The organism is Pseudomonas sp. NA-150 (assembly GCF_044336365.1).
Taxonomy (GTDB): Bacteria; Pseudomonadota; Gammaproteobacteria; order Pseudomonadales; family Pseudomonadaceae; genus Aquipseudomonas.
On the sequence record NZ_CP172305.1, the window covers coordinates 929,083 to 942,133 of the forward strand.

The 13,051-nt window shown below is 59.9% G+C and carries 13 protein-coding genes and 1 pseudogene; 5 read left to right on the top strand and 9 right to left on the bottom strand.

The window, feature by feature from the left end:
• The first annotated feature begins 117 nt into the window (after positions 1-117).
• Positions 118-810, top strand: coding sequence for a uracil-DNA glycosylase (gene ung, locus ACF0H7_RS04490; protein WP_397451597.1), 693 nt, complete (start codon positions 118-120; stop codon positions 808-810).
• Between the two features lie 210 nt (positions 811-1,020).
• Here ung and ACF0H7_RS04495 read toward each other — a convergent pair whose 3' ends face one another.
• The 6 genes and pseudogenes from ACF0H7_RS04495 to ACF0H7_RS04520 form a co-directional block, all read right to left on the bottom strand.
• A complete protein-coding gene (locus ACF0H7_RS04495; RefSeq protein WP_397451598.1) occupies positions 1,021-1,335 on the bottom strand; it encodes a hypothetical protein in 315 nt (104 codons plus the stop codon).
• A gap of 153 nt (positions 1,336-1,488) precedes the next feature.
• Complete coding sequence (locus ACF0H7_RS04500) at positions 1,489-1,752, bottom strand: DUF2790 domain-containing protein (RefSeq protein WP_397451599.1); 264 nt, start codon at positions 1,750-1,752, stop codon at positions 1,489-1,491.
• A 238-nt stretch (positions 1,753-1,990) separates the two neighbouring features.
• Positions 1,991-3,023 (bottom strand): annotated as a pseudogene (locus ACF0H7_RS04505) (AbrB family transcriptional regulator).
• A complete protein-coding gene (locus tag ACF0H7_RS04510; protein ID WP_397451600.1) occupies positions 3,016-4,530 on the bottom strand; it encodes a tripartite tricarboxylate transporter permease in 1,515 nt (504 codons plus the stop codon). Before ACF0H7_RS04510 ends, ACF0H7_RS04505 begins: the two are co-directional and overlap by 8 nt.
• A gap of 1 nt (position 4,531) precedes the next feature.
• Positions 4,532-4,990, bottom strand: a complete 459-nt coding sequence (locus tag ACF0H7_RS04515) for a tripartite tricarboxylate transporter TctB family protein (protein ID WP_397451601.1) — start codon at positions 4,988-4,990, stop codon at positions 4,532-4,534.
• A gap of 64 nt (positions 4,991-5,054) precedes the next feature.
• On the bottom strand, positions 5,055-6,035 hold the full coding sequence (locus ACF0H7_RS04520; RefSeq protein ID WP_397451602.1) for a Bug family tripartite tricarboxylate transporter substrate binding protein: 981 nt from the start codon (positions 6,033-6,035) through the stop codon (positions 5,055-5,057).
• Positions 6,036-6,253: 218 nt separating this feature from the next.
• Here ACF0H7_RS04520 and ACF0H7_RS04525 point away from each other — a divergent pair, with 218 nt between their 5' ends.
• Positions 6,254-6,925 carry a response regulator gene (locus ACF0H7_RS04525; protein WP_397451603.1) on the top strand — a complete coding sequence of 224 codons (672 nt, stop codon included), beginning with the start codon at positions 6,254-6,256 and terminating at the stop codon, positions 6,923-6,925.
• Positions 6,918-8,318 (top strand): sensor histidine kinase, encoded by a 1,401-nt coding sequence (locus ACF0H7_RS04530; protein ID WP_397451604.1) that lies wholly within the window; start codon positions 6,918-6,920, stop codon positions 8,316-8,318. The genes ACF0H7_RS04525 and ACF0H7_RS04530 overlap by 8 nt, the downstream gene beginning before the upstream one ends.
• Positions 8,319-8,460: 142 nt before the next feature.
• On the opposite strand, the gene ACF0H7_RS04535 is transcribed toward ACF0H7_RS04530, so the two are convergent.
• Together ACF0H7_RS04535 and ACF0H7_RS04540 are read right to left on the bottom strand one after the other, a co-directional pair.
• Entirely contained in the window at positions 8,461-9,285 is an 825-nt protein-coding gene (locus tag ACF0H7_RS04535; RefSeq protein ID WP_397451605.1) for an HDOD domain-containing protein, read from the bottom strand.
• A 62-nt stretch (positions 9,286-9,347) separates the two neighbouring features.
• Complete coding sequence (locus ACF0H7_RS04540; RefSeq protein WP_397451606.1) at positions 9,348-10,289, bottom strand: YgfZ/GcvT domain-containing protein; 942 nt, start codon at positions 10,287-10,289, stop codon at positions 9,348-9,350.
• Between the two features lie 176 nt (positions 10,290-10,465).
• Here ACF0H7_RS04540 and ACF0H7_RS04545 point away from each other — a divergent pair, with 176 nt between their 5' ends.
• Positions 10,466-10,720 carry a succinate dehydrogenase assembly factor 2 gene (locus ACF0H7_RS04545; protein WP_397451607.1) on the top strand — a complete coding sequence of 85 codons (255 nt, stop codon included), beginning with the start codon at positions 10,466-10,468 and terminating at the stop codon, positions 10,718-10,720.
• On the top strand, positions 10,704-11,171 hold the full coding sequence (locus tag ACF0H7_RS04550) for a protein YgfX (protein WP_397451608.1): 468 nt from the start codon (positions 10,704-10,706) through the stop codon (positions 11,169-11,171). The genes ACF0H7_RS04545 and ACF0H7_RS04550 overlap by 17 nt, the downstream gene beginning before the upstream one ends.
• On the opposite strand, the gene nadB is transcribed toward ACF0H7_RS04550, so the two are convergent.
• Positions 11,140-12,756, bottom strand: coding sequence for an L-aspartate oxidase (gene nadB, locus ACF0H7_RS04555; RefSeq protein ID WP_397451609.1), 1,617 nt, complete (start codon positions 12,754-12,756; stop codon positions 11,140-11,142). The genes ACF0H7_RS04550 and nadB overlap by 32 nt on opposite strands.
• Between the last annotated feature and the right edge of the window lie 295 nt (positions 12,757-13,051).

Genomic DNA, 13,051 nt, shown 5'->3' on the forward strand with positions numbered 1-13,051 from the left:
GGAAGTTGCAAACAGTCGCGTAAGAGCAAGTGTAGAAAACAGAAGCAGAGTGTGACGTCATTTGACATCGGCGCTCGGCTTTCCTAGGGTGCGCCCAATGATTTTTGCAGGTGTGCCATGACTAGCGATGACCGTATCAAACTCGAACCGGGCTGGAAGCACGCGCTGCGTGACGAGTTCGAACAACCCTACATGAATGAATTGCGTGAATTTCTGCGTCAGGAGCATGCGGCCGGCAAGGAAATCTACCCGCCGGGACCGATGATCTTCAACGCGCTGAATTCGACGCCACTGGACCAGGTCAAGGTGGTGATCCTGGGCCAGGACCCGTACCACGGGCCGGGTCAGGCTCACGGTTTGTGCTTCTCGGTGCAGCCTGGCATTCCGACGCCGCCATCGCTGGTCAATATCTATAAAGAACTGAAACGCGACCTGAACATCGACATCCCCAACCATGGCTATCTGCAATCCTGGGCCGATCAGGGCGTGTTGCTGCTCAACACCACCATGACCGTCGAGCGCGCCAACGCCGCCTCCCATGCGAAAAAAGGCTGGCAGTTCTTTACCGACAAAATCATCGAAGTGGTCAGCGCACACCAGCCGCACCTGGTGTTCCTGCTGTGGGGTGCGCATGCCCAGAGCAAGCAAAAACTGATCGATGCCAGTAAGCATCTGGTGTTGTGCTCGGTCCATCCATCGCCGTTGTCGGCCTATAAGGGCTTTTTGGGTAACGGGCACTTTGGCCGTACCAACAAGTTTTTGCAGCAGAATGGGTTGGCGCCGATTGAGTGGAAGTTGCCGACGGTTTGATTTGGTGGCGTGGCTGATACACCGCGTCAATCCATTCGCCAACAAGTTAGCTCCCACGGGATTTTTGGCTGCCTCAGGATTTGGTTGAGTGCTCCGAGATTGTGGGACCCAACTTGTTGGCGAAGAGGCCCGCAAGACTGCCACATCACTTTTTCATCGCGCAAAATTAAGCCCGGCGAAGGCCGGGCTGGGTTTGAATCAGGGAACGCCTTAGCTGATGCGGTTTGCACCAACGTGGTCAGCACCATCTGCGGCTAGGCGGTTTGCACCAACGTGGTCAGCACCATCAGCGGCTACGCGGTTTGCACCAACGTGGTCAGCACCATCAGCGGCTACACGGTTTGCACCGACGTGATCGGCACCATCAGCGGCTAGGCGGTTTGCACCAACGTGATCAGCACCATCGGCGGCTACGTGAGTGGAGTGAAGATGAGCCGAACCGTTTTCTGCGAACGCTGGAACTGCGAAAGTTGCGCTAGCCAGTACCGAGAAAGCCAGGCCGAAGATCAGTTTGGAAGTTTTCATGCTAGTTGCTCCGAAGTGTTTTAGTCGTTGTAAGTAGGTATGGGTTGGATTCTACGCCGCGCCCGATTATTAAGAAGTCAATCGGGTTGGTAGCGAATATCGTTGAAATTGATAGTGCGAAAAGTCTAAGCAATTCAGTTCGATGAGACGCGATCAGCCGCCCTGATTGCACACTTCAGCGAAGGTCAGGTAGTCCAGGCCTTTGGTTTGGCCCTGAGAGTTCTGGTACGTCAGGTGTGCATTCACCACACCGCAGGAACTGCTGGCGCTGTCGACTTCGGAGACCACGTGGCGGATGTCCAGCTGGCTGCCGTGGCTGTAGGCGTCGGTCTTGACGGTGGACTCGGCACGCGCAGACAGGGTGCAGATGTTCAGCGCAGCAAACAGGCAGGCAGCGTAGATGGCTTTCGAGTTCATGGTCATTTCCTCAGGGTTTAAGTAGGTTCGATCGAGACGGTCTGTGTTGTCTCGATGGAACCTATTTAATGCCCGCGAGGTATCTCGCATGTGTCGAGAACGGCCTGTGTTGAGTTGCACAGTGTCTAAAGGGTGGCGGGATACGTTGAGATACATACCGGTCGCGATCGGCTAGGAACCCTTTGGAGAGTCCATGTCTTGAATCAACCGTCCTACAGGTTTTCCAATAAACACAGTGTCAATTGGGCCGTCGATCCCAATGCCTGAACAGCGGCTCAGCCAAAAACAACACAAACAACAAGCGCATCACCTGCATCGCCGTGACCAGCGGCACCGACAACTGCAACACTTCTGCCGTCAGGCTCATTTCGGCAATGCCACCGGGCATCATGCCCAGGGTCAGCGAGCGCAGATCCAGATGGGTCATCGCGCTCAAGCCCAGGGCAGCGAGTGCGGCGATGAGCATGGTCAGGGCGGTTCCCAGCAGTGTCCGGCCAATGAACGACGGTGCACGGCGAAAGAACGAGCGGTTGAAATGACAGCCCAGGCCGCTGCCGATCAACCACTGCCCGACCTGACTACCGCCCTTCGGCAAACCGATGTGCAAGTCCCAGGCGATGCTCACGGTAGCGCTGAGCAGCAAGGGGCCGAACAGCCAGGGATTGGGTTGCTTCAAGCGTTGCCATAACCAGGCCAGCACGCCTCCCGCCGGAAATAGCAGCAACAGCCAAGGCCAGTCCACCGTTGCCGGTTGCAATGCAGGCGCACCGTCACCCGACACGTACTTGAACAGCGCCGGCACACACAGCACCACCATCAACACCCGCAAGCTTTGCCCGGCGGCGACGCTGCTGAGCACGGCGCCATTGCGTGCACCGAGGTTGACCATTTCCCCCTGAGCCGCCAGGCATGCTGGCAAAAAATGCGGTGGCGCGGTCTTCGCCGGTACGGCGCATCAACCACACACCGACCACGCTGGAAACGCTGGTGACCAGCGCACCGGAGAAGATCAGACCGAAATGCGAAAGCACCTGTTCGATGACCAACGGCGTGAAGTGCAAGCCAATGCCGATGCCGACGATCCATTGCCCACATTTGCGCCCGCCGGGGATTTCCCCCAGTTGCCACGGTGTCAACGTGCGCACCAGGATGATCGCCAACAACGAGCCGACCATCCACGGCAACGGCCAGCCGACCTGGCTGGCGAGGTAGCCACCGAGCAGGCCGATCAGCGGCGTGCCCCACCAGGCTTTGAAGGCGCGATCAGGCATCGGCGAGGGCGCGCCGCTGGCTCGAACGTTTACGCCAGATCCGCAGCAGCGGCATCAGCAGCATGATCACGGTCAGCACCCAGATGCTGAAGGTGATGGGACTCGACCACAGAATCTCCAGCGCACCGTTGGAAATCGACAGTGCGCGGCGCACGTTCTGTTCCATCAGGCCGCCGAGGATAAAGCCCAGCAGGATCGGCGACAGAGGGAAGTCCATCTTGCGCAAGGCGTAGCCGAAGATGCCGATGCCGACCATCATGAACAGGTCGAAGGTGGTGGCGTGCACGGCGTAGACGCCAATCGCGGTGATGATGGCGATCACCGGCACCAGCGCCCAGTTCGGCACGCTGAGGATGCGGGTGAAGATGCGGATCATCGGGATGTTGAGGATCACCAGCATGACGTTGGCGACGAACAACGAGGCGATCAGGCCCCAGACGATGTCCGGCTGTTGCTGAAACAGCAGCGGGCCGGGGGTGATGTTGTACAGCGACAGTGCGCCGATCATCACCGCCGTGGTGCCCGAGCCGGGTACGCCGAGGGTCAGCATCGGCACCAGCGCGCCGCAAGCCGCGCCACCGATGGCGGTTTCCGGCGCGGCCAGACCGCGCAGGTCGCCTTGTCCGAATTTACCGTCCTTGCCCGCCAGACGTTTCTCGGTCATGTAGGCCACGGCACTGGCCAATGTCGCGCCGGCCCCCGGCAGCACGCCCATGATGAAGCCCAGCAGACCGCAGCGCAGGTTGACCATCAACACCGCGCTGGCTTCCTTGAGGTTGAACATCATGCGCCCGGTGGCTTTGACCGCCTCCTGGCCGCGATGGGTTTTTTCCAGCAACAGCAGGATTTCGCTGATCGAAAACAGACCCAGCACCAACACCACGAACTGAATGCCGTCGGCCATGTGGATGTTGTCGCCAGTGAAACGGTACACACCGCTGTTGGCGTCGATGCCGACACTCGACAGAAACAGGCCGATCAACGCTGCGATAAACGTTTTCAGCGGACGATCACCGGCCATGCCGCCGAGGCAGACAATCGCGAACACCATCAGTACGAAATATTCTGCCGGGCCGAAGGCAATGGCCCACTTGGCCAACAACGGCGCGAACAACACCATGCCGCAGGTAGCGATTAAAGCGCCGATGAATGAACTCCAGGCAGACAGTGACAAGGCGACGCCGGCCAAGCCCTGACGCGCCATTGGGTAGCCGTCGAGGGTGGTCATGACGGTGGACGCCTCGCCGGGGATGTTCAGTAGGATCGAACTGATCCGCCCGCCATATTCACACCCCAGGTACACCGCAGCCAGCAGGATCAGTGCCGATTCAGGTGGCAGACCAAGGGCGAAGGCGATCGGGATCAGCAGTGCGACGCCGTTGATCGGACCGAGGCCCGGCAGCAATCCGACGACGGTACCGATCAAGGTGCCACACAGCGCAGTGATCAGGTTGTACGGGGTCAGCGCAACGCCGAAGCCCTGGCTCAAGTAGCTGAAAGTTTCCATGTCAATTCTCCAGAACGTCGAGCAGGCCCAGGGGTAACGGAACGTCCATGGCTTTATCGAATAGCAGGTAAAGGCCGACGCTCATCAAGGTCACGACCAGCACACTCAGGTCCCAGCGCCCGCCATACAGGCGTGCCATGGGAATGCCGATCAGCATGCTGCTGAGGATGAATCCCAGCGGTTCGAACAATCCGGCGAACACCAGCAACAAGACGACGCACAGGCTGATCTTGATCAGGGTCGGTTGATCCAGCGCGGGCTCGTCGTCGCTATGGACGATGGCTGTCGGGCGCAACAGCATGTACAGCAGGCCGGCCATCATCAGGCCGAGCATCAACAGCGGAAAGGCTCGTGGTCCTACAGGCTCGTAGGAGTAGGCTGCCTGATACGGCCAGGCCATCAACGCCAGACCGGCACACGCCAGCAGCAACGCCGAGGCGAAGAGTCGTTGTAAAAGCATGGGGAACTCCTGTGCCGCGCGACGCCCGAAGGCGCGCGCAGCCACTGATATCAATTGAGTGCGATCACTGAATCAGGCCAAATTCCTTGGCCAGGATCTTGTAGTCGGCGACCTGTTTTTTCACGTACTTGTCCAGTTCGTCGCCGGTCATGGCGAAAGGGAACAGCTCGCGTTGGTCGCGCAATGTGGCGAAGTCCTTCGAGGCCAGCAGGGTGTCGAAGGCCGCTTTCCACCAAGCGTACTCTTCGTCGCTGACCTTGGGCCCCAGGTAGAAACCGCGAACCACCGGCCAGACGATGTTGTAGCCCTGTTCCTTGGCGGTGGGGATGTTTTTCATTTCCGGCTCGTCCAGACGCTGCTCGGCGAACACCGCCAGCAGGCGCATGTCACCGCTGATAACGTGGGGCATGGAGTCGGAAATGTCGGTGCTGCCGACTTGAATGTGCCCGCCGAGCAGTGCGGTGGCGATTTCACCACCGCCTTCGAGGGCAACGTAACGCAGGTCGCGCGGGTTGATGCCGGCGGCCTTGGCGATCAGTGCGGTCTGCATCCAGTCCTGGCTGCCGACGGTACCGCTGGAGCCGATCACCACTTTGCTCGGGTCTGCCCGCAGTGCCTTGACCAGATCGTCGAGATTTTTGTACGGCGAATCGTTTTTCACCGCAATGGCGCCATAGCTGGTGCCCACCGCGGCCAGCCAACGCACGGCGCTTTCGTCGAAGCGGCCGAACTTGCCTTGCGCCAGATTCAGCAATGAGCCGCTGGACCAGGCCACCAGCGTGCCGGCGTCCGCGGGCCGTTGAGCGACCACCGCGTTGTAGGCCACCGCGCCCACGCCTCCGGGCATGTAGGTCACGCGCATGGGTTTGCTCAGCAGTTTCTCGTTGACCAGCGCGCTCTGCGCCAGTTTGCAGGTCAGGTCAAAACCACCACCGGGGGAGGCCGGGGCGATGCATTCGGGACGCTTGGGTTCGGCGGCGCACAATTGGGTGGCGACCAGCAGACAACTGGCAGCCAGGGCGAAACGACGCAAGGATGGGGTCATGGGGCACTCCGTTATTGTTCTTATTGTGAGCCAGCCGTGGTGAAGGCCAGGCTTTGAAAACGCATCGTGGCGTTCTTCGTTTCGGGATCCTAAAGGGTGAAGCTTTCAGTAACCTTTCAATTTACCTTTCGGCGCTGGTTGTGATCATGCGCCCTCCACAGCGGCCGATGCGGCTGTAAACTCCGCGCTTTGATAAGTCCAAGAATCTGGAGAAGTCGATGCGTGTTCTTCTCGTGGAAGATCATCTGCAGCTCGCCGAAAGCGTTGGCCAGGCCCTCAAGGGGCTGGGGTTGACCGTCGACGTGCTGCACGATGGGGTCGCTGCCGATCTGGCATTGAGCAGCGAGGAATATGCGGTGGCTGTTCTGGACGTCGGTTTACCACGGCTGGATGGTTTCGAGGTGCTGGCGCGCTTGCGTGCCCGGGGCAAGAACCTGCCGGTGCTGATGCTGACCGCTCGCAGCGACGTCAAGGATCGGGTCCATGGTCTCAATCTGGGCGCCGACGATTACCTGGCCAAACCGTTCGAACTGTCCGAACTGGAAGCGCGGGTCAAGGCGCTGTTGCGGCGCAGTGTACTGGGTGGCGAGCGGCAACAGCGCTGCGGTGTGCTGGTCTATGACCTCGACACGCGTCGTTTCACCCTGGGCAATGAACTGCTGACGCTGACTTCCCGTGAACAAGCGGTGCTTGAAGCACTGATTGCGCGCCCTGGACGGGTCATGAGCAAAGAGCAGTTGGCGGCTCAAGTGTTTGGCCTGGATGAAGAAGCCAGCCCCGATGCCATCGAAATCTACGTGCATCGCCTGCGCAAAAAGCTCGATGGGCAGCCGATAGCCATCGTGACTTTTCGTGGCCTTGGTTATCTGCTGGAAAGCCGCGATGCCTGATATCGAGCACTCGCGGACCAATAGCCTGCGTTGGCGATTGCTGTGGAACCTCGGCCTACTGCTGATTGTGTTGATGCTCGCCAGCGGCTTGAGCGCTTACTGGAATGGTCGCGAAGCCGCAGATACCGCGTATGACCGCACCCTGTTGGCTTCGGCACGCACCATCGCCGCCGGTCTTTCCGAGCGTGACGGCGGGCTGAGTGCCGACGTGCCTTACGTCGCCCTCGATACCTTCGCCTACGACAGTGCGGGGCGCATTTATTACCAGGTCAACGACATCAACCAAAAGCTGATTTCCGGTTACGAAAACCTGCCGGCGCCGCCACCGGGTACGTTGCGCACGGATGATTATCCGGCGTTGGCGAGCTTCTACAGCGGCCGTTATCTGGGCCAGGATGTGCGCGTGGTCAGCCTGCTCAAGCCGGTCAGCGAGCCGAATATCAATGGCATGGCGGAAATTCGCGTCGCCGAAACCGAGGAAGCGCGGGTCCGCATGGCCCGCAGCTTGATGGCCGATACCTTATTGCGCCTGGGCATGTTGGGCGGCGGGGCATTGGTGCTGGTGTGGTTCACCGTGAGTGCGGCGTTGCGCCCGCTGGAGCGCCTGCGCACGGCAGTCGAAGAGCGGCAGCCGGATGATCTGCGAGCGTTGCCGTTGGTGGAGGTGCAGCACGAATTGCGGCCGCTGGTGGGTGCGCTCAATCACTTTACTGAACGTCTGCGAGTGCAATTCGAGCGTCAGTCGCAGTTTATTGCCGACGCTGCCCACGAACTTCGCACCCCATTGGCGGCGCTCAAGGCGCGGGTCGAGTTGGGGTTGCGCGATAACGAACCGGCCCACTGGCGTACTACCCTGGAAGCCGCCGCGCAAGGCACGGATCGACTGACACACCTGGCCAACCAACTGTTGTCGCTGGCGCGCATCGAAAACGGCGCGCGGGCGATTGCGGAGGGTGGCGCGCAGTTGCTGGATCTCAGCCAGTTGGCCCGCGAACTCGGTATGGCCATGGCACCGTTGGCCCACGCGCGGGGCGTGGCCTTAGCGTTGGAAGCCTCTGAACCGGTGTGGTTGCGCGGCGAGCCGACCTTGCTCAACGAGCTACTGAGCAACCTGGTGGACAATGCCTTGGCGCATACCCCGTCGGGTGGCAACGTGGTTTTACGCGTCTATGCGCCGGGCGTGCTGGAGGTCGAAGATGACGGGCCGGGGATTCCCGAAGCCGAGCGCGAGCGGGTGTTCGAGCGCTTTTATCGTCGGCAGCAGCAGGGCAGTGGCTCGGGTTTGGGCTTGGCGATAGTCGGTGAAATCTGCCGCGCGCACCTGGCGCAGATCAGTTTGCATGACGGGGCGGAACGCGGGTTGAAGGTGCGGGTGAGGTTTTTGGTGGTTTGATGGGTTGTCTGTGCGGTCCTCTTCACTGTAGGAGCCAACTTGTTGGCGAGGGCTGCGATGAGGGGAGCCTGGCACACCGCGCTCGCGAACAATCGGGCGTCGACCGGTTGCTCCTTCAGCGAGCGCATACGTCGTGCGCTGTCTAGACAAGCAGGGTCATTGCTTCATTCATTTCAACGACCAGTTTGCCGTCTTCGAGATCAAGACCCAGGCGTGCGAAGGCGGGCAGGCTGTCGAGTGCGATGTCACCGTAAGGATGGCGGGTGCCGTGGTGGCTGTGTACCGTCGCAATTTGCACCAGATCGACGTAATCGACCTGCTTTGCATCCCGATTGAACAGGTTCTGGAATTGCCCCGGCAGCTTGGCCAGCGGTTCCGGGAACTCCCAGGCCCTGAGCAGTTTCTCGCCGATGATTGGGTGGATGCTTTCGATCACATGGTTGAGGCTGACCGGGTCTGACAGCAGTTCATAGTGGTCTTCGGCGTAGGTCAGGATTGGCAAAACCCCGATCAAATGCACCATGCCCGCCAATGTCGCCTGGTCGGGTTTGAGGTGAGTGTGGTTGCGGCACAGTGCGTAACTGATACCCGCCACGTGCTGGCTTTGCTTCCAGACGTCGCGCATCTTCTGCTCGATCACCTCGGACTTGGCCTGGAACATCTGTTCCACCACCAGCCCGATGGCCAGGTTGCAGCTGTAATTGATACCCAGGCGAGTGATGGCGGTGTGCAGGTCGCTGACTTCGGAGTTGCCGCGCATCAGCGGGCTGTTTACCACCTTGATCAGACGCGCGGAAAGCGCCGTATCGCTGCCGATGACTTTGCTCAAACCGCTGACGCTGATGTCCTGATTTTCTGCGGCGACACGAATCTTCAGCGCCACTTCCGGCAACGTCGGCAAAAATAACGCATCGTTATTGATTGCCTTGATCAAGTCCCTTTGAACCGTGTCAGCCATCGTACTCATGTCGCGTCTCGTAGGTGTTGCGTGGTTCGTGCCCCATCGCCAAGGGCGGAGGGGCGTGCCGCTTAGCGCTGGGTTTCGAGTTTTGCGTCGAGTGTGTATGGCAGGTGTGTCAATTGCAGTGTTGGGCCATCGGCCGCGCCCAGATGAATATGACCGTCTTCTACCGCGTTGTCCTGTAGTACCGCCAGCAGTTCGATACCGTCGCTGCTGTTGGCCGCAATCACCACTTCACCCACTGCGCTGCCGTGCACCGGCGAGAACAACTCGACGCCCGGCTCTGGGGCTTCAGTGCCGGCCAGGGTCAGGCGATACAGCCGGCGCTTGAGTTTGCCCAGGTACTGCATGCGCGCGACGATTTCCTGCCCGGTGTAGCAGCCTTTCTTGAAGCTCACGCCGCCCACTGCCTGCAAATTGAGCATTTGCGGGATAAAGGTTTCGCGGGTGCTTGGCATGACTTGACCGATGCCGGCGCGAATCTGCCCCAGCAGCCAATTGTTCAGTGAACCTTCAGTCAGGTACGCCGCGAGACTGGCGCGCACGCTGTCGGCCTGATCCGCCGCTAGCCACAGTTCGGCGCGGTTCGGCGACACACGAATCGCGATCAAACCATTGGCGCGTACAGCGGCGTCTGACGCAGGCGGTAGATCCAGTCCCAGTGCCAGCAACGCAGCGTCGCCGTGGTCGACGCCAAAGCGAACCCAGCCGGCGCTTTCGTCAGTCAGTTTCGATTTGGAAAACACCGCGTATTTTTTCAGATCCGCCAATTGCGGCTCGATCAGCTCCGATGCCATCGCCAACAGGCAACCGTCACCTTCCAGCAAGATCCGGAAACTCGACTGCATGCGCCCTTTTTGCGTGCAGCGCGCACCGAGGGTCGCGGTGGTGTCATTCAGGTAGTTGAGGTTGCACGTCAACTGGCCTTGAAGGAATTTGCTGGCGTCAGGGCCGCGGACGGCAAGAACGCCCTCGTGGGACAGCGTGCAGAAAAAAGCGGAGTCGGCCATTGGTCATCGCAGGGTAAAAAGTCTAGGGGGTCATAATAGTGCGGTGTTCGCATAATGGGTACAGGCCTTTAGTCCGTCTACTGAAAAGTATGTCTACTGAAAACTGCTGCGACCAAAGCTCAGTGCGAGGAGGGGAGCTGCGCCTGTATACTTGCCGCCTATTTGAGGAGCGCTCCATGGTCGATGACATCGAACTCAACCGGCTTTACTGGCACAGCCGTCGCGGCATGCTAGAGCTGGATGTGTTGCTGGTACCTTTCGTAAAAGAAGTTTATCCCACCCTGAATGATGTCGATCGCGACCTGTATCGCCGGTTGCTGACCAGTGAAGACCAGGACATGTTCGGCTGGTTCATGCAGCGCGCCGAGTCGGAAGACGCAGAATTGCAGCGCATGGTTCGCATGATTCTGGACCGTGTCCAGCCGCAGTGATCGTTTCGAATGCCGTTGGCAGGCCTCTCGGCTGTTGCTGGCGGCATATCTGATCAGCCAGGCGCTGGCGCTGGTTTCGTTATATTTTCTGGATATTCCCGTCTGGGCGTGCGCGCTCGGCGTGGTGTCGTGCCTGGTCCATGGGGTGTGGGCGTTACCGCGTTTTATCCTGCTGAACCACGCTTCGGCATTCACCGGGCTACGGCGCGATGCCGACGGATGGCAGTTATGGAGTGCGGCTGGCGGCTGGCAGGCGGTGCAGTTGCGACGCGACAGTCTGGCACTGCCATTGACGGTGGTTCTGCGCTTTCGCCTGATTGGCAAGCGCCCGTTGTTTGAGCGTCGACTGCGCGGGCTGTGCATTCCCCGCGACGCGCTGCCGCCGGATGTCCACCGACGGTTGCGCGTGCGCTTGAAATTCAGTCGGCGTAGGTGGGCGGCCGCAGAATAGTGTCCAGCGCTTCGGGCAGCATTTCCGGATAATCCAGGGTGTAGTGCAGGCCGCGGCTTTCCTTGCGTTCCATGGCACAGCGGATCATCAGTTCAGCCACTTGTGCCAGATTCCGCAACTCGATCAGGTCGCGGCTGACTTTATAGTTGCTGTAGAACTCGTCGATTTCGTCCAGCAGCAAACGCACACGGTGCTGAGCCCGCTGCAGGCGTTTGTTGGTGCGCACGATACCGACGTAGTCCCACATGAATCGCCGCAGTTCATCCCAGTTATGCGCGATGATCACGTCTTCATCGGAATCGGTCACCTGACTGGCGTCCCACGTCGGCAGCGGTTTTGGCTGCGCGACGTTCGGCAGTTGAGCAAGGATATCGGTGGCCGCAGAGCGAGCGTAAACGAAACATTCCAGCAGCGAATTACTGGCCATGCGGTTGGCGCCGTGCAGGCCGGTGAAGCTGGTTTCGCCAATGGCGTACAGGCCGGGCACATCGGTGCGACCGTGCTCGTCGACCATCACCCCGCCGCAGGTGTAGTGCGCAGCCGGCACCACCGGGATCGGTTGTTTGGTGATGTCGATGGAAAATTCCAGGCAGCGTTCATAGACCGTCGGGAAGTGGGTCTTGATGAATTCTTCCGATTTGTGGGTGATGTCCAGGTACACGCAGTCGACACCCAGCCGCTTCATTTCGTGGTCGATGGCGCGCGCCACGATGTCCCGAGGCGCCAGTTCAGCCCGAGGGTCGAAGCGTTGCATGAAACGTTCGCCATTCGGCAGCTTGAGATAGGCGCCTTCGCCGCGCAGGGCCTCGGTGATCAAAAAGCTCTTGGCTTGTGGGTGATACAGGCACGTCGGATGAAACTGGTTGAACTCCAGGTTTGCCACCCGGCAGCCGGAGCGCCAGGCCATGGCGATGCCATCACCGCAGGCGCCATCGGGGTTGCTGGTGTACAGGTAGACCTTGGCGGCACCGCCCGAGGCCAGAATGGTAAAGCGTGCACCGTAGGTGTCGACTTCGCCGCTGGCGCGATTGAGCACATAGGCACCCAGGCAGCGCTGGCCGGGCAAACCCAGCCGGCGTTCGGTGATCAAGTCGACCGCAACCCGCTGTTCCAGCAGCTCGATGTTGGGTCGCTGACGCACTTGTTCCAGCAGCGTATTGAAGATCGCGGCGCCGGTTGCGTCGGCGGCATGGATGATGCGCCGATGGCTGTGACCGCCTTCACGGGTCAGGTGAAACTCGAATCCACCGTCTTCGACCGTCGCCTGTTCGTCGCGAGTAAAGGGCACGCCCTGATCGATCAGCCACTGAATGGCGGCCCGGCTATGTTCGACGGTAAAGCGCACGGCGTCTTCATGGCACAGGCCGCCGCCGGCATTGAGCGTGTCTTCGACATGGGATTGGACGGTGTCGGCGGTGTCGAGGACGGCCGCAACGCCACCCTGTGCCCAGAATGTCGAGCCGTTGGCCAGATCGCCCTTGCTCAAGACGGCAATGCGCAGGTGGCTGGGCAAGGTCAGCGCAAGGCTGAGCCCGGCGGCACCGCTGCCGATCACGAGGACGTCATGTTGAAATTGTTGGCTCATCTCAGAACTCCGCGCGCAGCGGCCACTAGTATATAGAGGGGTGGAGCGGCACAATAGCCGAGCATTTATGGCATTGTGAAACCACAGCGGGCTCGGATTGTGCTCTAGTCTGAAGGAACATGCCTACCGTTTTTCAGATAGAAGGTCGGTGATTCCAGTGTTTCAGCGCTGAATCAGATTTTTGCGAAAGCAAAGGTAGGGTTATTGCACCTGAAGGCGAAATCCGGGAACTTTTCATACAAGACCGGGCTCAATAGCAGGTTGCCTATAAAGGGACGCGTCGGTTATGTGCGGG